The organism is Pseudomonas azerbaijanorientalis (assembly GCF_019139795.1).
Lineage (GTDB): Bacteria > Pseudomonadota > Gammaproteobacteria > Pseudomonadales > Pseudomonadaceae > Aquipseudomonas > Aquipseudomonas laurylsulfatiphila.
In genome coordinates this window covers 4,691,195-4,713,831 of the sequence record NZ_CP077078.1, presented here as the reverse complement: position 1 = coordinate 4,713,831, position 22,637 = coordinate 4,691,195, and the positions used below count along the sequence as shown (strand labels likewise).

Annotated in this window: 23 protein-coding genes; all 23 read left to right on the top strand. The window is 60.0% G+C overall.

All coding sequences use genetic code 11. From position 1 onward, the window contains the following. The first annotated feature begins 128 nt into the window (after positions 1–128). The 23 genes from KSS91_RS21025 to fliM all read left to right on the top strand — a co-directional run bounded on the left by KSS91_RS21025 (position 129) and on the right by fliM (position 22,626). Entirely contained in the window at positions 129–1,055 is a 927-nt protein-coding gene (locus KSS91_RS21025) for a ketoacyl-ACP synthase III (RefSeq protein WP_056721553.1), read from the top strand. An 89-nt stretch (positions 1,056–1,144) separates the two neighbouring features. Further along, entirely contained in the window at positions 1,145–2,437 is a 1,293-nt protein-coding gene (locus KSS91_RS21020; protein ID WP_217836001.1) for a motility associated factor glycosyltransferase family protein, read from the top strand. Then, the gene (locus KSS91_RS21015; protein ID WP_217836000.1) at positions 2,434–2,700 is read left to right on the top strand and encodes a hypothetical protein; all 267 of its coding nucleotides are present in this window, start codon (positions 2,434–2,436) and stop codon (positions 2,698–2,700) included. Before KSS91_RS21020 ends, KSS91_RS21015 begins: the two co-directional genes overlap by 4 nt. A 244-nt stretch (positions 2,701–2,944) precedes the next feature. Then, positions 2,945–3,796: a flagellin domain-containing protein gene (locus tag KSS91_RS21010; protein ID WP_015096259.1), complete on the top strand. Its 852-nt coding sequence runs from the start codon at positions 2,945–2,947 to the stop codon at positions 3,794–3,796. A 72-nt stretch (positions 3,797–3,868) separates the two neighbouring features. Then, positions 3,869–4,222 carry a flagellar protein FlaG gene (locus tag KSS91_RS21005; protein WP_217835999.1) on the top strand — a complete coding sequence of 118 codons (354 nt, stop codon included), beginning with the start codon at positions 3,869–3,871 and terminating at the stop codon, positions 4,220–4,222. Positions 4,223–4,305: 83 nt separating this feature from the next. Further along, positions 4,306–5,742, top strand: coding sequence for a flagellar filament capping protein FliD (gene fliD / locus KSS91_RS21000; protein WP_217835998.1), 1,437 nt, complete (start codon positions 4,306–4,308; stop codon positions 5,740–5,742). Positions 5,743–5,871: 129 nt separating this feature from the next. After that, positions 5,872–6,267: a flagellar export chaperone FliS gene (gene fliS, locus KSS91_RS20995; RefSeq protein WP_217835997.1), complete on the top strand. Its 396-nt coding sequence runs from the start codon at positions 5,872–5,874 to the stop codon at positions 6,265–6,267. Between the two features lie 10 nt (positions 6,268–6,277). Beyond that, entirely contained in the window at positions 6,278–6,574 is a 297-nt protein-coding gene (gene fliT, locus KSS91_RS20990) for a flagellar protein FliT (protein ID WP_015096255.1), read from the top strand. A gap of 172 nt (positions 6,575–6,746) precedes the next feature. Then, on the top strand, positions 6,747–8,222 hold the full coding sequence (locus tag KSS91_RS20985) for a sigma-54 dependent transcriptional regulator (RefSeq protein WP_102699435.1): 1,476 nt from the start codon (positions 6,747–6,749) through the stop codon (positions 8,220–8,222). 128 nt (positions 8,223–8,350) lie between these two features. Next, complete coding sequence (locus tag KSS91_RS20980; RefSeq protein ID WP_437179762.1) at positions 8,351–9,556, top strand: sensor histidine kinase; 1,206 nt, start codon at positions 8,351–8,353, stop codon at positions 9,554–9,556. Positions 9,557–9,561: 5 nt separating this feature from the next. Beyond that, positions 9,562–10,947, top strand: a complete 1,386-nt coding sequence (locus KSS91_RS20975; RefSeq protein WP_217835995.1) for a sigma-54-dependent transcriptional regulator — start codon at positions 9,562–9,564, stop codon at positions 10,945–10,947. A 240-nt stretch (positions 10,948–11,187) separates the two neighbouring features. Beyond that, on the top strand, positions 11,188–11,514 hold the full coding sequence (gene fliE / locus KSS91_RS20970; RefSeq protein WP_102674967.1) for a flagellar hook-basal body complex protein FliE: 327 nt from the start codon (positions 11,188–11,190) through the stop codon (positions 11,512–11,514). A 16-nt stretch (positions 11,515–11,530) separates the two neighbouring features. Beyond that, positions 11,531–13,318 (top strand): flagellar basal-body MS-ring/collar protein FliF, encoded by a 1,788-nt coding sequence (gene fliF, locus KSS91_RS20965; RefSeq protein WP_217835994.1) that lies wholly within the window; start codon positions 11,531–11,533, stop codon positions 13,316–13,318. Further along, positions 13,311–14,330, top strand: a complete 1,020-nt coding sequence (gene fliG / locus KSS91_RS20960; protein ID WP_007983391.1) for a flagellar motor switch protein FliG — start codon at positions 13,311–13,313, stop codon at positions 14,328–14,330. Before fliF ends, fliG begins: the two co-directional genes overlap by 8 nt. Before the next feature lie 4 nt (positions 14,331–14,334). Next, positions 14,335–15,132 carry a flagellar assembly protein FliH gene (gene fliH, locus KSS91_RS20955; protein WP_217835993.1) on the top strand — a complete coding sequence of 266 codons (798 nt, stop codon included), beginning with the start codon at positions 14,335–14,337 and terminating at the stop codon, positions 15,130–15,132. After that, on the top strand, positions 15,122–16,480 hold the full coding sequence (gene fliI, locus KSS91_RS20950) for a flagellar protein export ATPase FliI (RefSeq protein WP_217835992.1): 1,359 nt from the start codon (positions 15,122–15,124) through the stop codon (positions 16,478–16,480). The genes fliH and fliI overlap by 11 nt, the downstream gene beginning before the upstream one ends. A gap of 6 nt (positions 16,481–16,486) precedes the next feature. After that, positions 16,487–16,936 (top strand): flagellar export protein FliJ, encoded by a 450-nt coding sequence (gene fliJ / locus KSS91_RS20945; RefSeq protein ID WP_102699429.1) that lies wholly within the window; start codon positions 16,487–16,489, stop codon positions 16,934–16,936. Positions 16,937–17,073: 137 nt separating this feature from the next. Beyond that, complete coding sequence (locus KSS91_RS20940; RefSeq protein ID WP_126046775.1) at positions 17,074–17,373, top strand: STAS domain-containing protein; 300 nt, start codon at positions 17,074–17,076, stop codon at positions 17,371–17,373. Positions 17,374–17,378: 5 nt separating this feature from the next. Further along, positions 17,379–19,085 carry an ATP-binding SpoIIE family protein phosphatase gene (locus KSS91_RS20935; RefSeq protein ID WP_217835991.1) on the top strand — a complete coding sequence of 569 codons (1,707 nt, stop codon included), beginning with the start codon at positions 17,379–17,381 and terminating at the stop codon, positions 19,083–19,085. An 84-nt stretch (positions 19,086–19,169) separates the two neighbouring features. Continuing rightward, positions 19,170–19,469, top strand: coding sequence for an Hpt domain-containing protein (locus KSS91_RS20930; RefSeq protein ID WP_217838457.1), 300 nt, complete (start codon positions 19,170–19,172; stop codon positions 19,467–19,469). 100 nt (positions 19,470–19,569) lie between these two features. Beyond that, positions 19,570–20,937, top strand: coding sequence for a flagellar hook-length control protein FliK (locus tag KSS91_RS20925; protein ID WP_217835990.1), 1,368 nt, complete (start codon positions 19,570–19,572; stop codon positions 20,935–20,937). Between the two features lie 207 nt (positions 20,938–21,144). Next, the gene (gene fliL / locus KSS91_RS20920; protein ID WP_095963853.1) at positions 21,145–21,648 is read left to right on the top strand and encodes a flagellar basal body-associated protein FliL; all 504 of its coding nucleotides are present in this window, start codon (positions 21,145–21,147) and stop codon (positions 21,646–21,648) included. 9 nt (positions 21,649–21,657) lie between these two features. Then, complete coding sequence (gene fliM, locus KSS91_RS20915; RefSeq protein ID WP_015096242.1) at positions 21,658–22,626, top strand: flagellar motor switch protein FliM; 969 nt, start codon at positions 21,658–21,660, stop codon at positions 22,624–22,626. Positions 22,627–22,637: the final 11 nt, after the last annotated feature.

The window sequence follows — 22,637 nt, the reverse complement described above, 5'->3', positions numbered from 1 at the left end:
TATCGGGTTCAGTGATAGCCCTTTGCGCTTCCCGGCCGTCGCCCCAGGGTGACGCAAATCCAGGTTTGTCGGCGCCCCTCGATTCCTGCGAGTGGTGGTATTGGGCTGTTTATTATTGGGAAGCCGTAATGATTGGCATAAAAAGCATTGCGAGCTACGTTCCTGTAGCCGGCGTGGACAATTACGCACAAGGTGCAAAATTCGAGAAGGATGAAGAATTCATCCTGGGCAAGATCGGTTCGGCTTTCCTGCCGCGCAAGGGCGTTGATCAGGAAACTTCCGATCTGTGCGTTGAAGCGGCCAATGCGCTGTTTGCCAGCAACCCTGATCTGAAACGTGAATCCATCGATGCGTTGATCGTCGTCACCCAGAACGGTGACGAAGAAGGCCTGCCGCATACCGCGGCCATCGTGCAAGACAAGCTCGGCCTGCCGACCAACGTCGCCGCGTTCGATATTTCCCTGGGCTGTTCCGGTTACGTCTACGGCATCTATGCGATCAAGGGCTTCATGGAGGCCGCCGGCCTGAAGAACGGCCTGCTGATCACTGCCGACCCGTATTCGAAGATCGTCGACCCGGAAGACCGCAACACCACCATGCTGTTCGGCGATGCCGCCACCGCCACCTGGATGGGTGAAAATCCGACCTGGGCACTGGGCAAGGCCAAGTTCGGCACCGACGGTTCCGGCGCTCCACACTTGAAAGTCACCGACGGCGTGTTCTTCATGAACGGTCGCCAGGTATTCAACTTCGCACTGCTCAAGGTGCCGGCGCATTTGCACGAGTTGCTGGGTGAGTCGCAACTGAGCGCTGACGACATCGATGCGTTCTGCATTCACCAAGGCAGCGCGGCGATTGTCGACGCGGTGGCACGGCGCTTCGAGGAGTGTCCGCAGAAGTTCATCAAGGACATGGTCGAGACCGGTAACACGGTGTCGTCGAGCATTCCATTGCTGCTGGAAAAGCATATTCTCGATTCCGAATGGAAGCGCGTTGCGCTCAGCGGTTTCGGAGTGGGGCTGTCATGGGGTTCGGCGATCATCTATCGTCCTTGAGTAAAAGTCTTTTCATAAAAGGCCGGTACAAAAAAGCGCCCAAGGGTTAACCTTGAGCGCTTTTTTGCTTGTAAGGAATGCGAGGTAGCATGAGCGAATGCTTTGAAGACAATGCTCAGGTTATCCAGCGGCGCTGGCCGCCGCTGTATGCGCGATTGAAAAAGGAAGATCGCCTGGCCGTCGAGGTCGACCTGATCGAGGGGCGGGACTCGACGTTGTGCGTGGGCGGTATCCAGCTCACCAGCCGGCATGATCGTCTGCACGAGGCGCGCCTGCAGGCCGCCAGCCTCCCGCTCGACAAACCACAGCTGCACGTTTACGGCACCGGTTTCGGCGATTTGCCTTGCGTTCTGCTGGAGCGCGCGGGGCTTGAAAAGCTATACGTCCATATTCTCAACGGCGCACTGTTCGCGCTGGTGTTGCAACTGATCGACCAGCGCCAATGGCTGAGTGATCCGCGCGTGCAACTGCTGTATGCCGGCGATATGTCGGACATCTGCACACCGTTTTTTGCATTGCCGGCCGAATTGCTGCTGGCGGATGACTTCAGCGCGAAGATTCGTGATCGCCTGGTCAGCGAAGTGCACCTGAGTTTCAACAATCGGGAATTCGATCCGCAGTCGCCGGCCATTCAGCAGCGCTTGCAGGATACCCTCGAAGTGCTGCTGGCCGATGATGATGTGGCACAGCTATTTGGCACCTGCTCCGATCGTGAAATCTATGTGATCGGCACAGGGCCCAGTCTTGAAGGGAATTTCGAGCGCCTGGCCGCCGTACGCAATCAAACGCCACGACCTCTGTTCATCACTGTGGATACCGCTTACAAACCCCTTCGCGAGCACGGGATCAAACCTGACCTGGTCGTGAGCATTGACCAGCGCATCAGTGTGCTGCACTTGCCGGGCGAGGGCTCCGAAGGCATTCCGCTGGTGTACTTGCCATTGAGCGATCCATACATGCTCAAGGCCTGGAAAGGCAAGCGATACGGCGGTTACTCCGCCAGCCCGATCTATGCGGCGTTGCGTGGGCAACACCCGCGTGCACAACTCTACGTCAGTGGCAGCGTGATCCATCCGGCGGTCGATCTGGCAGTGAAAATGGGCGCGCAGCGCATCACGCTTTTCGGTGCCGATTTTTCCTTTCCAATGAACAGGACGCATACCGGCTGGAATGATGGGGATCTGGGGCCACCCGTGAATCAGGCCAGGCACTGGGTGCACGATGGTCATGGGCAGAAGGTCAAGACACAGTTGAATTTCCGCAGCTACCTGTGCGAGCTCGAGCGATACATCGCCAGGCACCCCGAGGTGCGTTTTTTCAATAGCAGTCGGGCTGGGGCAATGATTGCCGGGACGCAGTTCAATCAGGATTTCGTGCAATGAAACCTCTAGTGGAAGGCATCGATGAGTGCCGGCAGTGCGCGGGGTTGTTTCGCCTTGGGCGTGATGTCGAAGCGGCGTTGATCATGGTTGATCTGTTCGATGAAACCCAGCGACTGTTTGCTAAGGCACCCCAGGATGCTCAGCAGGCCTGGGCTTTGATGCTCAGGCAAATGCTGGACTGTCAGGAGCGCCAGGATTGGCTGGGACTTGCCGACTTCATGGAGTATGAGCTGGTCGATTTGCTGGAAAGCCTGCCGGCCTGAATGGGTGGCGACGGCTTTGGCACGGGCCTTTGTGGGCCGGACAGTTTCATGGCGTCATTTTTTTACGGTTGAGGGGGCGCTAAGCCCTTGTTTTCTCGGAGGTGGCAGGGTGATGGCAATTTTTTTTAAAAAAGCCCTCAAGCAACCTGCCAACCCGACGATAACTATTACGAAGGTTCTCTAGGCCATACCCGGCGGTTGCCAGGGCCGGAAGCCGCAGTACCCAACCAACGAGGAATTCGTCATGGCTTTAACCGTAAACACTAACACCACGTCGCTGGGCGTTCAGAAAAACCTGAACCGTGCTACCGATGCACTTTCGACCTCGATGCAGCGTCTGTCTTCCGGCCTGAAAATCAACAGCGCCAAGGACGACGCCGCCGGCCTGCAGATCGCAACCCGCATGGCTGCACAGATCCGTGGTGGTACCCAGGCAATCCAGAACGCCAACGACGGTATCTCCGTTGCCCAGACCGCTGAAGGCGCTCTGCAGGCTTCGACCGACATTCTGCAGCGTATGCGTGAACTGGCTGTTAAAGCACGTAACGGTACCAACAGCACTGCTGACCAGACCGCTACCAACTCCGAATTCGCTCAGATGTCTGACGAGATCACTCGTATCTCTGCTTCGACCAACCTGAACGGCAAAAACCTGCTGGACGGTACGGCTGGCACCATGCAGCTGCAAGTTGGCGCCAACACTGGTTCGGCCAACCGCATCGACCTGGTACTGAGCTCCAAGTTCGACGCCGTTTCCCTGTCCGTAGGCAGCGGTACTGTTGTTCTGACCGGTGCAACTTCCGCCACCCTGTCGGCCAACATCGACAACGCGATCACCGCTATCGACGCTGCTCTGGCATCGATCAACGCCACCCGCGCAAACCTGGGTGCTTCGCAAAACCGTCTGACCAGCACCATCTCCAACCTGCAGAACATCGTGGAAAACACCACTGCTGCACAAGGCCGTGTTCAAGACACCGACTTCGCCCAGGAAACCGCGAACCTGACCAAGCAGCAAACTCTGCAACAGGCTTCTACCTCGGTTCTGGCGCAGGCCAACCAACTGCCTTCCGCTGTACTGAAGCTGCTTCAGTAATTTCGGAATGAGTTTGGGCGGGGGAGTGTGCTTGCACGCTCTCTCGCTTTTTTACTTTAAGAGGTGATGGGCATGGAGATGAGCGTAAAGCTTGGCGTGTCTTATCCGGCTCCCCAGCCAGCGAGCACCGTCACGGACAAGGCGCCGGAAAAGCCTAAGGCCGTCAACGTGGCTGCGGAGGCGGACAAGAAGCCGGACAAGGATGACACCCATCTGAAGCAGGCGGTGCAGCAGATCGAAAAGTTTGTACAGTCGATCAAGCGCAACCTGGAATTCTCGATCGACGAGCAATCCGGAAAGGTCGTCGTCAAAGTGATTGCAAGCGAAACGGGCGAAGTCGTGCGACAGATTCCCTCCGCAGAGGCCCTCAAGCTGGCAGAGAGCCTGAGCAATGCGAGCCACGTATTGTTCGACGCCAAAGTCTGATAGCTGGCATTAATAGTGTTTGTACGTTCTTTGGACGCAGGTAAAGGTCAAAAGAGTGGCAGCAACCTGAAGGGAGACTAAAAATGGCAAGTCCAATTTTGCCGGGCACGGGCCTTGGCTCTGGCCTGGATATCGGTGCGATCGTTACTGCGCTGGTCAACGCCGACAAATCGGCGAAACAGACGCAGATCGATACTCAGACCAAAACCAACACGCTGAGGATTTCCGGTGTCGGTTCCCTGAAAAGCGCACTGACGGCCTTTCAGACTGCACTGACCAATCTCGGTAGCAAGACCAATCCTGCGTTTGCGGGTTTTAGCGCCACTTCGGGTACCCCGTCGATTCTGGGTGCAACGTCCGACAATACTGCCGTTGCCGGTTCCTACAGCGTTGTTGTGAATAACCTGGCCACCAGCTCGAAAGTAGCCAGTGCTTCTTTTGCCGGCGGTGCCGCCAGTGCCATTCCGAGTGGTACTCTGAAAATCAGTCAGAATGGCACTGATTACGATGTCACGATTCCGGCCAATGCGACCTTGCAAAGCACCCGGGATGCCATCAACTCTGCACAGGCGAGCAATGGTATTTCTGCCAACATCGTGACCGACAGCACGGGTGCGTCGCGACTGGTGATCAGCTCGAACAAGACCGGTGCGGGTTCCGACCTTGTGGTCAGCGGTATCGCCGGCCTTGAAATCGATGGTACCCAACCGATGGGCGCCAACCCTTCGGCTTCCAGTTCAGGTGCGGTCAACGGGATTGCGGTGGACGCATCGTTGACCATCGACGGTCTGGCAGTGACCAGCAAGAGCAATACGGTGACCGGTGCAGTCAGTGGCCTGACCCTGAACCTGACGTCCGCCAGCCCCGGCACGCCGCCGGCTGCTGCGACCATCACTGTCGCGGCCAACACCACCGGTTTGCAGACATCGATCCAGACGTTCGTTGATTCCTACAACACCCTGATGAACACCATCAATTCCCTGTCCAAGGCGACGGCGGATGCCGATGGCAAGCTGACGGTCCAGGCGGCGTTTACCGGTGACTCGATGCCGCGCCAATTGATTTCCGATATCCGCGGCGTGTTGACGGCTCCGGGGGCGGGCGGTCCATTGGCCGTGCTGTCGCAGCTCGGCGTGATGACAGACGAGAAAACGGGCAATCTGGCGTTCAACACGACGACGTTCAACAAGGCGATGACCACTGGCGGCATGAGTGGCCAGGTGCAGCAGCTGTTCAACGGTACCAATGATACCAACGGCCTTCTGGCGCGCATGGGCACTGCCATCAAGCCTTACGTATCAACGGGCGGGTTGCTGGATCAGCGCAATACCAACCTGCAGAGCCTCAGCAAGAACCTTACGAACCAGCAGTTGGCGCTGGACTTGCGTGTCGAGAACATGACCAAGACGTTGACCGCCAAATACAACGCAATGGACCTTCTGGTCGGGCAAATGAAAGCGACGGCGACAAGCATCACCTCGTTCTTCACGACCTTGAACGCCCAGAAGTCCAACAACTAGTCATGAGCTGACGACAAAAACCCGGCTACGCCTTTTCGCGTGTGCCGGGTTTTTGTCTTCTGATCTAAAGTTTTTTGACTCGCTGACGATACACTGGTCATACGAGTCATTGTGGTAATGAGGTAGAACATGAATCCAATGTTAGCCCTTCGGCAATATCAGAAAGTGGGCGCGCACGCCCAGACGTCCGAAGCGAGTCCGCATCGTTTGGTGCAAATGCTCATGGAAGGTGGCCTGGACCGCATTGCGCAGGCCAAAGGCGCCCTGGAGCGCAAGGATGTTCCCGGCAAGTGTGTATCGATCAGCAAGGCGATCGGCATCATCGGTGGCTTGCGTGAAGGCCTGGATCTTGAAAATTGCGCCGATACCCTGGGCGAACTCAACAGTCTCTACATCTACATGATGAAGCGCCTGGCCGAGGCGAACATCAACAACGACCCGAAGATTCTCGATGAGGTCGCGGGCCTGCTTCGCACGGTGAAAGAAGGCTGGGACGGTATTGCTGAGCCGGGTCCGCAGTTCTAAGGAGATCGCCATGAGTCTTGTATTGCAGCGAATAGAACAAACTCGTGAAGCGCTGGTCGGTGCCCTGGCCGAGCGCGACTGGGAGGCTATCGGTCAATTGGACCTGGATTGCCGTTCCTGCATGGAAGACGTTTTGAGCGAGGCTTCGCTGGACGAGGAAGTTCTGCGCAGCAATCTTGAGGAGCTGCTGTATGTCTACAAGCAGCTGCTTGAGGTGGCGATGGGGGAGAGGCAGGCGATAGTCGACGAAATGTCTCAGATCCAGCAAGCGCGGAACGCGGCAAAGGTTTACCATCTGTTTGGTTAATTAACCCCAAGTTAATCCAGATATGTGCGCCATAAATTTGACTGTGCACGGTTTTTTGACTTAACTAGTGGCTGGTTCCAGAATTCAGTCGTCTTCAGGCATATCAGGCCTGCAAGCGTTTAGCTTGCCCCAGCATTTTGGGCATTGAGTTGACTAGGGAAGTTGCTATTGCATGTGGCGTGAAACCAAAATTCTGCTGATTGATGACGATAGCGTCCGCCGCCGCGACCTGGCGGTGATTTTAAATTTTCTCGGCGAAGAAAATTTACCCTGCGGTAGCCATGACTGGCAGCAGGCTGTCGGCTCTTTGTCGTCAAGTCGTGAAGTAATCTGTGTCCTGATCGGGACGGTCAATGCTCCTGGTGCACTTCTGGGCTTGCTAAAGACACTCTCGACCTGGGATGAGTTCCTTCCGGTTTTGTTAATGGGCGATAATTCTTCCATTGACCTGCCGGAGGACCAGCGTCGCCGGGTACTTTCGACCCTCGAAATGCCGCCCAGCTACAGCAAGCTGCTCGACTCGCTGCACCGTGCCCAGGTCTATCGCGAGATGTACGACCAGGCCCGCGAGCGCGGTCGTCATCGCGAGCCCAACCTTTTCCGCAGTCTTGTCGGTACCAGCCGGGCGATCCAGCACGTCCGCCAAATGATGCAGCAAGTCGCCGATACCGATGCCAGCGTGCTGATCCTCGGTGAGTCCGGTACCGGCAAGGAAGTGGTTGCGCGCAACCTGCATTACCATTCCAAGCGCCGCGAAGCGCCGTTCGTGCCGGTCAACTGCGGGGCGATCCCGGCCGAGTTGCTGGAAAGCGAATTGTTCGGTCATGAGAAGGGCGCCTTCACCGGGGCAATCACCAGCCGTGCCGGTCGATTCGAACTGGCCAATGGCGGCACCCTGTTCCTCGATGAAATCGGTGACATGCCGCTGCCGATGCAGGTCAAGCTGCTGCGCGTATTGCAGGAGCGCACCTTCGAGCGCGTGGGCAGCAACAAGACCCAGAGCGTCGACGTGCGCATCATTGCCGCGACCCACAAGAATCTCGAAAGCATGATCGAGATCGGCACTTTCCGCGAAGACCTGTACTACCGCCTGAATGTGTTCCCGATCGAGATGGCGCCGCTGCGAGAGCGGGTCGAAGACATTCCGCTGCTGATGAACGAGCTGATCTCGCGCATGGAGCACGAGAAGCGCGGTTCGATCCGTTTCAACTCGGCGGCGATCATGTCGCTGTGCCGGCATGGCTGGCCGGGCAACGTCCGCGAACTGGCCAACCTGGTGGAGCGTATGGCGATCATGCATCCATACGGCGTTATCGGTGTGGTCGAGTTGCCGAAGAAATTCCGCTACGTCGACGATGAAGACGAGCAAATGGTCGACAGCCTGCGCACCGATCTGGAAGAGCGCGTGGCCATCAACGGCCATACCCAGGACTTCACGGCCAACGCCATGTTGCCGCCGGAGGGCCTGGACCTGAAGGACTACCTCGGCGGCTTGGAGCAAGGGTTGATTCAGCAGGCGCTGGATGATGCCAATGGCATCGTGGCGCGCGCGGCCGAGCGTCTGCGTATTCGTCGTACCACGCTGGTGGAAAAGATGCGCAAGTACGGCATGAGTCGTCGTGATGGAGATGAACAGGCGGATGATTGACGCCTGTTTTTCAACACATTCATTTATAAGAAGTTTTTTTTAGGCATGGGTATTGCTATGTCCCTCGCAACGTTCCGTTTCACTGACGGTCAGCCAAGCGAGAGAGCACAATGCCCCCATCCGCCCAGATATCTCCTGCCTCAGATGCTTTTGGGGATGCTTCGCGGCAAACGTCGTCCGTAGAGCAGGCGAGCCGTCTGGGCCTTGAGCAGGCATTCGTGCTGTTCAATCAGATGTCCAGTCAGTTGACCGATTCCTACAGCATGCTTGAAGCCCGGGTCACCGAGCTCAAAGGTGAGCTGGCGGTGGTCAGCGCCCAGCGCATGCAGGAGCTGGCGGAAAAAGAACGCCTGGCCAACCGCCTGCAAAATCTCCTTGATCTGTTACCCGGTGGTGTCATCGTCATCGACGCTCAGGGCATCGTGCGCGAAGCCAATCCGGCGGCGTGCGAGTTGCTGGGCCTGCCGCTGGAAGGTGAATTGTGGCGCCACGTCATTGCCCGCTGCTTTGCGCCGCGCGAAGACGATGGCCATGAGGTCTCCCTCAAGGATGGCCGGCGTCTGTCGATCGCCACGCGCTCGCTGGACGCCGAGCCTGGCCAGTTGGTGTTGCTCAATGACCTGACTGAAACCCGTCATCTGCAGGATCAATTGGCTCGTCATGAGCGTCTGTCGTCGTTGGGGCGCATGGTCGCGTCCCTGGCTCATCAGATACGCACGCCGTTGTCCGCCGCGTTGCTGTACGCCAGTCATTTGACCGAACAAGAACTGCCGGTCGCTACCCAGCAGCGCTTTGCCGGACGTCTCAAGGAACGCCTGCACGAGCTCGAGCACCAGGTGCGTGACATGCTGGTATTTGCTCGTGGCGAGTTGCCGCTGACCGACCGCGTAACTCCTGGCCAACTGATGCAATCGCTGCAGGCGGCCGCACTGACCCACGTGCAGGATCTGCCGATCCGCTGGCAGTGCGACAGTCATTCGGGGGAGTTGCTGTGCAATCGCGACACCCTGGTCGGCGCGATCCTCAACCTGATCGAAAACGCCATTCAGGCCGGTGCCGGTCAATTGCGCCTGAAAATTCACCTCTACACCCGCGGCAACACCCTGCGCCTGTGTGTCAGTGACAGTGGCTCGGGTATCGATGCCGCGGTTCTGGCGCGATTGGGCGAACCCTTTTTTACCACCAAGACCACCGGTACAGGTCTTGGTCTGACCGTGGTCAAGGCGGTGGCCCGTGCGCATCAGGGAGAATTGCAGCTGCGTTCGCGGCTCGGTCGCGGCACTTGCGCGCAGGTGATCCTGCCGCTGTTCAGCAACGCTCAGGGAGCGGAGTGACAGAGATGGGCATCAAGGTTCTGTTGGTCGAGGACGACCGTGCGTTGCGCGAGGCACTGGCTGATACGCTGTTGCTCGCGGGGCACGATTACAAGGCGGTGGGTTCGGCGCAAGAGGCGCTGGTAGCTGTCGGCGGCGAGGCTTTCAGCCTGGTGATCAGCGACGTCAACATGCCAGGCATGGACGGCCACCAGTTGCTGGGCCTGCTGCGAGTGCGGCAGCCGCAGTTGCCGGTGTTGCTGATGACGGCTCACGGTGCGGTCGAGCGTGCGGTCGATGCGATGCGCCAGGGGGCGGCGGACTACCTGGTCAAGCCATTCGAACCCAAGGCGTTGCTCGATCTGGTGGCGCGCCATGCCCTGGGCAGTCTTGGCCTGGCCGAGGGTGAGGGGCCGGTAGCGTTCGAGCCGGCGAGCGCGCAGTTGCTCGAGCTGGCGGCGCGGGTTGCGCGCAGTGATTCCACGGTGTTGATCTCGGGGGAGTCGGGCACGGGCAAGGAGGTGCTGGCGCGTTACATCCATCAGCATTCTCATCGGGCCAGTCAGCCGTTCATTGCGATCAACTGCGCCGCGATCCCGGACAACATGCTCGAAGCGACGTTGTTCGGTCACGAGAAGGGTTCCTTTACCGGCGCCATTGCCGCGCAAGCCGGCAAGTTCGAGCAGGCCGACGGCGGCACCCTGCTGCTCGACGAAATTTCCGAAATGCCCCTGGGGCTCCAGGCCAAATTGCTGCGCGTGTTGCAGGAGCGCGAGGTCGAGAGGGTTGGGGCGCGTAAACCGATCACGCTGGATATTCGCGTGGTGGCGACCACCAACCGCGACCTGGCGGGTGAAGTGGCGGCGGGGCGTTTTCGCGAAGACCTCTATTATCGCCTGTCGGTGTTTCCGCTGGCCTGGCGTCCGCTGCGCGAGCGCACCGCTGACATTCTGCCGTTGGCCGAGCGTCTGTTGGCCAAGCACGTCAACAAAATGAAGCATTCGACTGCCAGGTTGTCGCCCGAGGCTCAGGCGTGCCTGATCGGTTATCCGTGGCCAGGTAACGTGCGTGAGCTGGACAACGCGATTCAGCGCGCGCTGATATTGCAGCAGGGCGGTCTGATCCAGCCGCAGGACTTCTGTCTGGCCGGGCCGGTGGCCTGCGCTCCGTTGCCTGTTTCGGTTGCGGCGCCGGTGCGGTCAGTCGAGGTCGAGTCCGAGTCGGCCGGTGCGCTGGGGGATGACCTGCGTCGCCGTGAGTTCCAGATGATCATCGATACCCTGCGCGCCGAGCGCGGTCGGCGCAAAGAGGCGGCTGAGCGCCTGGGGATCAGCCCGCGAACCCTGCGCTACAAGCTGGCGCAGATGCGCGATGCCGGCATGGATGTGGAAGCGTATTTATTCGCCACCTGAAAGTTGACGGAATCAACGCTGATCTAAATGTGGGAGCGGGCTTGCTCGCGAAAGCTGTAGACCAGTCAGCATCTCGGTTGAATGGAAAACCGTATTCGCGAGCAAGCCCGCTCCCACATTTGTTTTGCGTTGGTATTGGCTTTTGTTTAGAGCAGCCATGGAGCTGGCACCCTTGTTGCTAACACCTCATGACCCGCCGAGTGAGTGTCAAAAAATTGCGGGTCGTCAAAGAGAGAAACCATGAGCCAAGGTATTGAATTCAATCGGTTGATGCTGGATATGCGCGCTATGCAAATGGATGCCATGTCTGCGCCGAAATCGACTGCCGCCCCTGAAGTGGCGGGCAGCAGCTTTTCCGACATGCTCGGCCAGGCCGTCAATAAAGTGAACGACACCCAACAGGCTTCCACTCAGTTGGCCAGCGCCTTCGAAATCGGCAAAAGCGGCGTCGACCTGACAGACGTGATGATTTCCTCGCAGAAGGCCAGTGTGTCATTCCAGGCGTTGACCCAGGTGCGCAACAAGCTGGTTCAGGCCTACCAAGACATCATGCAGATGCCGGTTTAAAGGACGAGATTGAGTCATGGCAGAAGCAGTCGCCGATAATGTTCCGGCCAAGGCCACTCCAATAGACGGCAAACCGCCGCTGTTCGGGTTGTCCTTCCTGGAAAACCTTTCCGAGATGACCATGTTGCGTCAGGTGGGCCTGTTGGTCGGTCTGGCGGCGAGCGTGGCGATTGGTTTTGCCGTGGTGTTGTGGTCTCAACAGCCGGACTACCGGCCTCTGTACGGCAGCCTTGCCGGCATGGACGCCAAGCAGGTCATGGATACCCTGGCCTCCGCCGATATTCCGTATACCGTTGAACCCAATTCCGGTGCCTTGCTGGTCAAGGCCGAGGACCTGTCCCGTGCGCGGCTCAAACTCGCGGGCGCTGGTGTCACTCCCAGCGACGGCAACATCGGTTTTGAAATCCTCGACAAGGAACAGGGGCTGGGCACCAGCCAGTTCATGGAAGCGACCCGCTATCGTCGCGGACTCGAAGGCGAACTGGCCCGCACCATTTCCAGCCTGAACAACGTCAAGGGTGCCCGCGTGCACCTGGCGATCCCGAAGAGTTCGGTGTTCGTGCGCGACGAGCGCAAGCCGAGCGCTTCGGTGCTGGTTGAACTCTATTCCGGTCGCTCCCTCGAGCCAGGCCAGGTCGTGGCGATCATCAACCTGGTGGCGACCAGCGTTCCCGAGCTCAGCAAGTCGCAGATCACCGTCGTCGACCAGAAGGGCAACCTGCTCTCGGATCAGGCGGAGAACTCCGAACTGACCATGGCCGGCAAGCAGTTCGACTATAGCCGCCGCATGGAAAGCATGCTCACCCAGCGCGTGCACAACATCCTGCAGCCGGTGCTGGGCAACGATCGCTATAAAGCCGAAGTGTCCGCCGACGTGGACTTCAGTGCGGTCGAGTCGACTTCCGAGCAGTTCAACCCGGATCAACCGGCGTTGCGCAGCGAGCAGTCGGTCAACGAACAACGTACCGCCAGCAATGGTCCGCAGGGCGTGCCGGGTGCCTTGAGCAACCAGCCGCCATCGCCGGCCTCCGCGCCGCAAACCACGGGCGGCACGCCGGGTGCAGCCGGCATGGTGCAGCCAGGCCAGCCACTGGTTGATGCCAATGGCCAGCAAATCATGGACCCGGCGACCGGCCAGCCGATGCTTGCTCCGTACCCTGCGGACAAGCGTCAGCAATCGACCAGGAACTTCGAACTCGACCGTTCCATCAGCCACACCAAACAGCAGCAGGGCCGGTTGAATCGCCTGTCGGTGTCGGTGGTGGTCGATGATCAGGTCAAGATCAACCCGGCCAACGGCGAAACCACTCGTGCGCCATGGAGCGCCGATGAATTGGCGCGCTTCACACGCCTGGTTCAGGACGCGGTCGGCTTCGATGCCAGTCGTGGCGACAGCGTCAGTGTGATCAACATGCCGTTCTCCGCCGAGCGCGGTGAGGTGATTGCCGATATTCCGTTCTACTCCCAGCCGTGGTTCTGGGACATCGTCAAGCAAGTGCTGGGTGTGCTGTTCATTCTGGTGCTGGTGTTCGGTGTGCTGCGTCCGGTGCTCAACAACATCACCGGTGGTGGCAAAGGCAAGCAGTTGGTCGGTATCGGCAGCGACGTCGAATTGGGCGGCATGGGTGGTCTGGATGGCGAACTGGCCAACGACCGTGTCAGCCTCGGTGGCCCGACCAGCATTCTGCTGCCGAGCCCGAGCGAGGGTTATGACGCTCAGTTGAACGCAATCAAGAGTCTGGTGGCAGAAGATCCGGGTCGTGTGGCCCAGGTCGTGAAAGAGTGGATTAACGCAGATGAGTGATAACCGAGCCGTTGCCGCCAAACTGTCCAAGGTCGACAAAGCCGCGATCCTGTTGCTGTCCCTGGGCTCCACCGACGCGGCCCAGGTGCTGCGCCACATGGGCCCCAAAGAGGTTCAGCGCGTGGGCGTGGCCATGGCCCAGATGGGTAATGTGCACCGCGAGCAGGTCGAGCAGGTGATGAGCGAGTTCGTCGATATCGTCGGCGACCAGACCAGCCTGGGCGTCGGCTCCGACGACTATGTGCGCAAAATGCTCACCCAGGCCCTGGGCGAAGACAAGGCCAACGGCCTGATCGACCGCATCCTGCTCGGTGGCAACACCAGCGGCCTCGACAGCCTGAAGTGGATGGAGCCGCGCGCCGTCGCCGACGTGATCCGTTATGAGCACCCGCAGATCCAGGCGATCGTGGTGGCCTACCTCGATCCGGACCAGGCCGGCGAAGTGCTCGGCAACTTCGACCACAAAGTGCGACTGGACATCATTCTGCGCGTGTCCTCGCTGAACACCGTGCAACCGGCGGCCCTGAAAGAACTCAACCAGATTCTCGAGAAGCAGTTCTCCGGCAACTCGAATGCCTCGCGCACCACCCTGGGTGGCATCAAGCGGGCAGCGGACATCATGAACTTCCTCGACAGCTCGATCGAAGGCCAGCTCATGGATTCGATCCGCGAAGTCGACGAAGACCTGTCCGGTCAGATCGAAGACCTCATGTTCGTGTTCAACAACCTGGCCGATGTCGACGACCGCGGCATCCAGGCGCTGCTGCGCGAGGTGTCCTCCGATGTGCTGGTGCTGGCCCTCAAGGGGTCGGACGAAGGGGTCAAGGAGAAGATCTTCAAGAACATGTCCAAGCGTGCCGCCGAACTGTTGCGCGACGACCTGGAAGCCAAGGGCCCGGTGCGCGTCAGCGACGTGGAAACCGCGCAGAAGGAAATCCTCACCATCGCCCGCCGTATGGCCGAAGCCGGAGAAATCGTTCTCGGCGGCAAGGGCGGCGAGGAAATGATTTAACACCATGGTCAAGAATGATGATGCACCCACTGACCTGATCCGGGCCAGGGATGTCAGTGGCTTCGATACCTGGGCGTTGCCCAGTTTCGACCCGCCGGAACCCGAGCCGGAGCCTGAGCCTGAACCCGAGCCGCCGGAAATGGAGGAAGTGCCGCTGGAGGAAGTCCAGCCACTGACTCTCGAAGAACTCGAAAGCATTCGCCAGGAAGCCTACAACGAAGGTTTCGCGGTGGGTGAGAAGGAAGGTTTCCACAGCACCACGCTCAAGGTCCGCCAGGAGGCCGAAGTGGCCCTGACGGCCAAGATCGCGGCGCTGGAGCAATTGATGACGCATCTGTTCGAGCCCATCGCCGAACAGGACACCCAGATCGAAAAGTCCCTGGTCGACCTCGTGCAGCACATCACCAGACAGGTGATCCAGCGCGAACTGGCCATCGACTCGACGCAGATCGAACACGTCATGCGCGAAGCGCTCAAGCTCCTGCCGTTGGGCGTGGGCAATGTGCGGCTGTACATCAACCCGCAGGATTTCGAACAGGTCAAAGCCCTGCGCGAACGCCATGAAGAAACCTGGCGCATCGTCGAAGACGAGTCGCTGTTGCCCGGCGGTTGCCGGGTCGAAACAGAACACAGCCGTATCGATGCCACGGTGGAAACCCGTGTCGCGCGGGTGATGGACAAACTGTTCGACCAGTTGCACGAGCAGGCCCTGCACCCGGCCGCGCCAGACCTGAGCCTGGAACTGCCGGTCGATAGCAAGCCTGCTGCCGCACCAGCACCGGATGCACCTGATGCGCCTTGAACGCACCAGCTTCGCCAAGCGCCTGGGCAGCTACGCCGAGGCCACGGGGCTGGAGGGCGCACCGATCCTCGAAGGGCGCCTGCTGCGCATGGTCGGCCTGACCCTCGAAGCCGAAGGCCTGCGCGCCGCCATGGGCAGCCGCTGCATGGTCATCAATGACGACAGCTATCACCCGGTGCAGGTGGAAGCCGAGGTCATGGGCTTCTCTGGCAGCAAAGTCTTTCTGATGCCGGTCGGCAGTGTCGCCGGCATCGCACCCGGCGCCCGAGTGGTGCCGTTGGCGGACAACGGTCGCCTGCCCATGGGCATGAGCATGCTCGGAAGGGTGCTCGACGGTGCCGGTCGTGCGCTGGACGGCAAGGGCGGGATGAAGGCCGAAGACTGGGTGCCGATGGACGGCCCGACCATCAACCCGCTCAAGCGTGAGCCCATCAGCGAACCGCTGGACGTGGGCATCCGTTGCATCAACGGCATGTTGACGGTCGGTCGTGGTCAGCGGCTCGGCCTGTTTGCCGGTACCGGTGTCGGTAAATCGGTATTGCTGGGGATGATGACGCGCTTTACCGAAGCCGACATTATCGTCGTCGGCCTGATCGGTGAGCGGGGTCGTGAGGTCAAGGAATTCATCGAGCACATCCTCGGTGAAGAAGGACTCAAGCGTTCAGTGGTCGTGGCGTCCCCGGCGGACGATGCGCCGCTGATGCGACTGCGCGCCGCCATGTACTGCACGCGTATCGCCGAATATTTCCGCGACAAGGGCAAGAATGTCCTGTTGCTGATGGATTCCCTGACCCGTTTTGCCCAGGCCCAGCGGGAAATCGCCCTGGCCATCGGCGAGCCACCGGCGACCAAGGGCTATCCGCCATCGGTGTTCGCCAAACTGCCGAAACTGGTGGAGCGGGCCGGTAACGCGGAAAAGGGCGGCGGTTCGATCACTGCGTTCTACACCGTGCTGTCCGAAGGCGACGACCAGCAGGACCCGATTGCCGACTCGGCACGGGGTGTACTCGACGGGCACATCGTGCTTTCCCGGCGCCTGGCCGAGGAAGGGCACTACCCGGCCATCGATATCGAAGCGTCCATCAGCCGGGTCATGCCGGCGGTGGTGTCGCCGGAGCACATGGCTCGTGCGCAATATTTCAAGCAGCTGTGGTCGCGTTATCAACAGAGTCGCGACCTGATCAGCGTCGGCGCCTATGTCGCCGGCGGCGATCGCGAGACCGACCTGGCGATTTCCCTGCAACCGCAATTGGTCAAATACCTGCGGCAGGGCCTCAACGACAGCATCAGCCTGGGTGAAAGCGAAGCGTATCTCGCCTCGATCTTCGCGCCCGCGGCGAGCGGTTAAGCGGTTATGGCCCAGAGTCGGGCAGGAAGGCTGGCGCCGGTGGTGGAAATGGCCGAAAAGGCCGAGAAAACCGCGGTCCAGCGCCTGGGGCACTTTCAAGGGCAGGTTCGCCTGGCGGAAAGTAAACTCGCCGACCTCGAAGCCTTCCGCCTCGACTATCAGGAGCAATGGATCGTACGCGGCAGCGGCGGCGTCTCGGGCCAATGGCTGCTGGGTTATCAGGGCTTCCTGGCGCAACTGGGCACGGCCATCGACCAGCAGCGGCAAAGCCTGGCCTGGCATCAGAACAACCTGAACAAGGCCCGGGAAACCTGGCAGCAGGCATTTGCCCGGGTCGAAGGCCTGCGCAAGCTGGTTCAGCGCTATGCCGATGAGGCGCGGGCGCTCGAAGACCGGCGCGAACAAAAGTTGTTGGACGAATTATCCCAACGATTGCCACGGCAGGATCAGTATTGAATCGGGTGGACCGCGTTATCGTTCATCGCGGGCAAGCCACGCTCCCACAGGATTTGCGCCATTTCCAGCCTTGCCCCAACCTCTACCAGCTGCTAAACCTTGTACAGCAGGTTTACAAATGACAAGGAAGCCATGACATGCCAGTTGTTACAGAAGTCTCACCCGATGGGCGAAAGCTGACGATCTCGGTCAAGGGGCGTTTCGATTTCGCCAAGCATCAGGAGTTTCGTCAGTCCTACGAAGATAAAGAGCTATCGGCGGTTGTGGTCGACCTGAAAGACGCCACTTACCTCGACAGCTCGGCCCTGGGCATGCTGCTTTTGCTGCGCGATCACGCCGGTGGCGACGACTCCGATGTGCGCGTGGTCAACAGCAATACCGACGTGCGCAAAATCCTCGCCATCTCCAACTTCGACAAACTGTTCGACATCAGTTGATTGCCATGCAGCCACTGGAGCCGCTGACGATCCTGATTGCCGAGGACAGCGCCGCCGATCGTCTGCTGTTGGCGAGCATCCTGCGCCGCCAGGGGCACGAAGTGCTGACGGCGGCCAACGGCGCCGAAGCGGTCGACACGTTTCGCCAGCAACAACCGCACCTGGTGTTGATGGATGCGATGATGCCGGTCATGGACGGCTTCGAGGCAGCCCGGCAGATCAAGGCCCTGGCCGGGGAAACCCTGGTGCCGATCATCTTCCTCACGTCCTTGTCCGAAAGCGAGGCGCTGGCCCGTTGTCTGGAGGTCGGCGGTGACGACTTTCTGGCGAAACCCTATAACCAGGTGATTCTCGCGGCCAAGATCAAGGCGATGGATCGCTTGCGGCGCTTGCAGGATACCGTTCTGCGGCAGCGTGACCAGATCGCCAGGCACCACGACTACCTGCTCAACGAGCAGCGTGTGGCCAAGGCGGTTTTCGACAAGGTGGCGCACGCCGGCTGCCTGAACGCCGCGCCGAATATCCGTTATCTGCAATCACCCTATGCGCTGTTCAACGGCGACCTGTTGCTGGCCGCGTTCACCCCGGCCGGCGACATGCACGTTTTGCTGGGCGACTTCACCGGCCACGGTCTGCCGGCAGCCGTGGGCGCCATGCCCTTGGCCGAAGTCTTCTACGGGATGACCGCCAAGGGCTATGGCCTGGCGCAAACCCTGCGCGAAATGAATGCCAAGCTCAAGCGCATCCTGCCGGTGGACATGTTCTGCTGCGCCACCATGCTGTGCCTGAGTTTTCAGCGTCGTTCGGTGGAGGTCTGGAACGGTGGAATGCCCGACGGTTACCTGCATCGCATTGCCAGTGGCGAGCGTACGCCTCTGCCGGCTCGGCACCTGCCTTTGGGGGTGCTGAGCCCGGAATCCTTCGACGAGCGCACCGAAGTGTTTCCCATGGCGCTCGGGGATCGGGTGTTCCTCTTGTCCGATGGGGTGATCGACACCTGCGGCGCCAATGAACAGTTGTTTGGCGTGCAGCGATTGCAGCAGGTGTTCGCCGCCAATCGTCAGCCGGATGTGCTGTTCGAAGAGATCGAGCAGGCGCTGCGCGATTTCGGTGGTCAAGCGCGCGACGATGTCAGCATGGTCGAAATCAGCCTGCTGGAGCCGGAGCAGGTCACGCCACCGGCATTGGTCTACTCCGACAGCGGCCAGTCGTGCCCGCTGGACTGGTCGGTGAGTTTCGAGTTCCGCGCCGCCACGCTCAAGCGATTCAACCCCTTGCCCTATCTGTTGCAGTTGCTGCTTGAGGTGCATGGCCTGCGGGCTCAGAGCGGTGCGCTCTACAGTGTGTTGGCGGAGCTCTATTCCAATGCGCTGGAACACGGCGTGCTGGGGCTGGATTCGAGCCTCAAGCGCAATGCCTCGGGTTTTGCGCGATATTATCAAGAGCGCAATGCCCGGCTCGGCGAGCTGCAGGAAGGCTATGTGCGGATCCATTTGCAGGTGACGCCGACAGACGACGGCGGTTGCCTGACGATTCAGGTCGAAGACAGCGGTGAAGGGTTCGATGTCGAGCGGGTGATGGAAAGGCCTTTGGACGCCATCCGCCTGTCGGGACGCGGGATCAACCTGATCCGCCAGTTGGGGCGTAATGCCCGCTGGACCGACAATGGTCGAAGTGCACGCGTGGAGTTTATCTGGGAGGCTCTGGCATAATCCGCGCATTCTTGATCAAGGAGTGAGCAAGTGGACGACGACACACATGTGGATCGCAGCGTGCTGAGTGCATTGCGGGAAGTGATGGAAGAGGGTTATCCGGATCTGCTGGATATCTTTCTTGCGGACTCCGAAGAGCGCCTGGAAGTCCTGAGAGCGGCTGACAGTGCCGCACGGCTCGCTGAAACCGCCCATAGCTTCAAGGGCAGCAGCAGCAATATGGGCGCCCTCAGGCTGACCGAACTTTGCCGCCAGCTTGAGCAGCAGGCTGCCAGTTTGCCATGCGCGGCCGTTCAGGAACTGGTCGGCAAAATCGACCGCGAATTCGCCAATATCCGCCCTCTCTACGAAGCAGAGCGAAAGCGTTGCTCGGCGAAAATCTGAGCAAACGCTGCTTTGGTTCTCTATCGAGTGAAACTGGCTCGACCTTTGCAGTTATCTAACCCAACTGTACTTACGAGCCCTGTGCAGCGGAGACCGTTTCATGCCCGTTACCCCCAATATTCTGCTTCAGGCCTCCAGGCAGGCCAAGACTCAGGCTACCTGCGCCAATCCTCCGGCAGTAACCGCAGAGCCCGGGGACAAGGCCGCAAGCTTCGCTCATGTCTACGCCAATCAGGCCCAAAGCAAACCCAATGCGGTGGCCGATGCTCCGCTCAAACCTGATCGTGACAAAACCTCCGTTGTCGGCGCGAAGAAGGACGCTGGCGACGACAAGTCTGCCGAGGGGGAGCCAGTGGTTGCCGAAGGCGGCAAATCCTTGCCTGCCGACCAATCGGTGCAGGCTGACGACAAGACCGCCGGCGATGATGCTGCAGAGGTCGACCCGGCTCTGGTCGTCGATGCCGCGCCGGTCGATCCGGCGCTTGATCCCGCATTGCCGCAAGCCATACAGCCAGTGGTGTCAGCGCCAGCAACGCCAGCGGCGCCTGCCGTAGCCGATGCGGTGCAGCCAACGGTTGAAGCGCCGGTTGCTGCGGCGCTCTCGGCTGCAAATGCTCCGGTGCCGACCAGCGCTGACGGCGACTTCGATCCCGAGGCCGATCCACTCGACGCCCTGCCGGCGTTACGCCTGGCGATGGAGCAGAGCGGTCACGTGTCGGCTTCCAGTCAGGCGCAGCCAAAGGCCGCACCGACACAGGCGCCCGCCCAGGCGGACGGTGAGCTGACGTCGGCGCAAAACTTTGCCGCCGGCATGGCGACCATGCTGGATGTTCAGGTCGACAAGGACAGTGCCGGCAAAGGTGACGAAAAAGCTTTCAGCGGCTTGATCGATGACGGTCTGAAGGATCTCAAATCTGCCGGCAGCGACACCCGTGTCGATGATTTCACCAGCCGTCTGGCCGCGCTGACCCAGGCGGCCACACCGAAGACAGCCAATGCCTTGCCGGTAAACCAGCCGATCGCCATGCACCAGAGCGGCTGGACCGAAGAGGTGGTGAACCGGGTCATGTACCTGTCCAGCGCCAACCTCAAGGCCGCGGACATCCAGTTGCAGCCCGCTGAACTGGGGCGTCTGGACATTCGGGTGAACATGGTTCCCGATCAGCAGACCCAGGTCACGTTCATGAGTGCGCATCCGGGCGTCCGTGAGGCGCTGGACAGCCAGGTCCATCGCTTGCGCGACATGTTTGCGCAGCAGGGCATGGGGCAGGTCGATGTCAACGTTTCGGACCAGTCCCGTGGTTCGCAACAAGGGCAGGAACAAGCCCGGCAAAGCCAGACCGGACGGACCAGCGCCAGCGGCGGCCGCCTCGACTCCATGGATGATGAGCATGCACCATCGGTCGCAGAAGCGGCGACCAGCGTGACCAGCGTTATTGGTTCAAGCGCAGTCGATTATTACGCCTGATAATTTGCGGCGCCCTCTAAAAGATCGCAGCCTTCGGCAGCTCCTACATTGGAATGTGTACTTCCTGTAGGAGCTGCCGAAGGCTGCGATCTTTTGATTTTCGGCTTCAACCAGCCGCAGCTCATTTCCCTCCAACCGTTCTGGCATAACACTTGCTCTTGCCTTGCCGTGCGACTGTGAAACCCCGAATAGTGACGGATTATTGGCATGGCGAAGAGCGACGCAGCAGTAAAAGACCCCGCAACCAAAGGCAAACTCAAGCTGATTATCCTGATCGTGGTGGCCCTGCTGCTGGCGATCGGTGTGTCCGTGGGCGCGACCTGGTACTTCATGCACAGCGCTCAGAACAAGCCTGCCGCCGCCGTGGTGGACGCCGCTCCCGTCGGCAAGCAGCCAGCGATTTTCGAGCCGATGGCACCGGCTTTCGTGGCCAACTTCAACCAGAACGGCCGCCAGCGCTACATGCAGGTGAGCATCACCATGCTCGCGCGCAACCCGGCGGATCTGGAGGCGCTCAAGGTCCACATGCCGGTGATCCGCAACAACCTGGTCATGCTGTTCTCCGGCCAGGACTTTGCGACCCTCGCGTCGCCGGTCGGCCAGGAAATGCTGCGGCAGAAGGCCACCGCCAGCGTCCAGGAAGTGGCGCAGAAAGAGCTCGGCAAAGTGGTGATCGAACAGTTGCTTTTCACTAATTTCGTACTGCAGTAGGAACACGACATGGCCGTGCAGGACCTGCTGTCCCAGGATGAGATCGACGCGCTGTTGCATGGCGTCGACGATGGTCTGGTACAGACCGAAAACGCTGCCGAACCCGGCAGCGTCAAAAGCTACGACCTGACCAGCCAGGATCGCATCGTCCGTGGACGCATGCCGACCCTGGAAATGATCAACGAACGTTTCGCTCGTTATACCCGCATCAGCATGTTCAACATGCTGCGTCGCTCGGCAGACGTAGCGGTCGGCGGCGTGCAGGTGATGAAGTTCGGCGAATACGTGCACTCGCTGTACGTGCCGACCAGTCTCAACCTGGTCAAGATCAAACCCCTGCGCGGCACCGCGCTGTTCATCCTCGACGCCAAGCTGGTGTTCAAGCTGGTGGACAACTTCTTCGGTGGCGACGGCCGGCATGCCAAGATCGAAGGGCGTGAATTCACACCGACCGAACTGCGTGTGGTGCGCATGGTGCTGGAGCAGGCGTTCGTCGATCTGAAGGAAGCCTGGCAAGCGATCATGGAAGTCAACTTCGAGTACATCAACTCCGAAGTGAACCCGGCCATGGCCAACATCGTCGGCCCGAGCGAAGCCATTGTGGTGTCGACCTTCCACATCGAACTCGATGGCGGTGGCGGCGACCTGCACGTGACCATGCCGTACTCGATGATCGAGCCGGTGCGCGAGATGCTCGACGCCGGCTTCCAGTCGGACCTCGACGACCAGGACGAGCGCTGGGTCAACGCCCTGCGCCAGGACGTGCTGGATGTCGACGTGCCGATCGGTGCGACGGTGGCCCGTCGTCAACTGCGCCTGCGCGACATCCTGCACATGCAGCCGGGGGATGTGATCCCGGTCGACATGCCGGAAGAAATGATCATGCGCGCCAACGGCGTACCGGCCTTCAAGGTCAAGATGGGTTCGCACAAGGGCAACCTGGCGTTGCAAGTGATCGAGCCGATCGAGCGCCGTTGACCGGCGCTCCT

Excerpts from the sequence above, each read along its gene's own strand:
- KSS91_RS20930 (WP_217838457.1), top strand. The coding sequence starts at position 19,170 with ATGGAAGAGGGTTATCCGGATCTGCTGGATATCTTTCTTGCGGACTCC.
- KSS91_RS20975 (WP_217835995.1), top strand. The coding sequence starts at position 9,562 with ATGGGCATCAAGGTTCTGTTGGTCGAGGACGACCGTGCGTTGCGCGAG.
- fliL (WP_095963853.1), top strand. The coding sequence starts at position 21,145 with ATGGCGAAGAGCGACGCAGCAGTAAAAGACCCCGCAACCAAAGGCAAA.
- fliJ (WP_102699429.1), top strand. The coding sequence starts at position 16,487 with ATGGCCCAGAGTCGGGCAGGAAGGCTGGCGCCGGTGGTGGAAATGGCC.
- KSS91_RS21010 (WP_015096259.1), top strand. The coding sequence starts at position 2,945 with ATGGCTTTAACCGTAAACACTAACACCACGTCGCTGGGCGTTCAGAAA.
- KSS91_RS20940 (WP_126046775.1), top strand. The coding sequence starts at position 17,074 with ATGCCAGTTGTTACAGAAGTCTCACCCGATGGGCGAAAGCTGACGATC.
- KSS91_RS21015 (WP_217836000.1), top strand. The coding sequence starts at position 2,434 with ATGAAACCTCTAGTGGAAGGCATCGATGAGTGCCGGCAGTGCGCGGGG.
- fliM (WP_015096242.1), top strand. The coding sequence starts at position 21,658 with ATGGCCGTGCAGGACCTGCTGTCCCAGGATGAGATCGACGCGCTGTTG.
- KSS91_RS21025 (WP_056721553.1), top strand. The coding sequence starts at position 129 with ATGATTGGCATAAAAAGCATTGCGAGCTACGTTCCTGTAGCCGGCGTG.
- fliT (WP_015096255.1), top strand. The coding sequence starts at position 6,278 with ATGAGTCTTGTATTGCAGCGAATAGAACAAACTCGTGAAGCGCTGGTC.
- fliD (WP_217835998.1), top strand. The coding sequence starts at position 4,306 with ATGGCAAGTCCAATTTTGCCGGGCACGGGCCTTGGCTCTGGCCTGGAT.
- fliI (WP_217835992.1), top strand. The coding sequence starts at position 15,122 with ATGCGCCTTGAACGCACCAGCTTCGCCAAGCGCCTGGGCAGCTACGCC.
- fliH (WP_217835993.1), top strand. The coding sequence starts at position 14,335 with ATGGTCAAGAATGATGATGCACCCACTGACCTGATCCGGGCCAGGGAT.
- KSS91_RS21020 (WP_217836001.1), top strand. The coding sequence starts at position 1,145 with ATGAGCGAATGCTTTGAAGACAATGCTCAGGTTATCCAGCGGCGCTGG.
- fliG (WP_007983391.1), top strand. The coding sequence starts at position 13,311 with ATGAGTGATAACCGAGCCGTTGCCGCCAAACTGTCCAAGGTCGACAAA.
- KSS91_RS20925 (WP_217835990.1), top strand. The coding sequence starts at position 19,570 with ATGCCCGTTACCCCCAATATTCTGCTTCAGGCCTCCAGGCAGGCCAAG.
- KSS91_RS20985 (WP_102699435.1), top strand. The coding sequence starts at position 6,747 with ATGTGGCGTGAAACCAAAATTCTGCTGATTGATGACGATAGCGTCCGC.
- fliE (WP_102674967.1), top strand. The coding sequence starts at position 11,188 with ATGAGCCAAGGTATTGAATTCAATCGGTTGATGCTGGATATGCGCGCT.
- fliS (WP_217835997.1), top strand. The coding sequence starts at position 5,872 with ATGAATCCAATGTTAGCCCTTCGGCAATATCAGAAAGTGGGCGCGCAC.
- fliF (WP_217835994.1), top strand. The coding sequence starts at position 11,531 with ATGGCAGAAGCAGTCGCCGATAATGTTCCGGCCAAGGCCACTCCAATA.
- KSS91_RS21005 (WP_217835999.1), top strand. The coding sequence starts at position 3,869 with ATGGAGATGAGCGTAAAGCTTGGCGTGTCTTATCCGGCTCCCCAGCCA.
- KSS91_RS20935 (WP_217835991.1), top strand. The coding sequence starts at position 17,379 with ATGCAGCCACTGGAGCCGCTGACGATCCTGATTGCCGAGGACAGCGCC.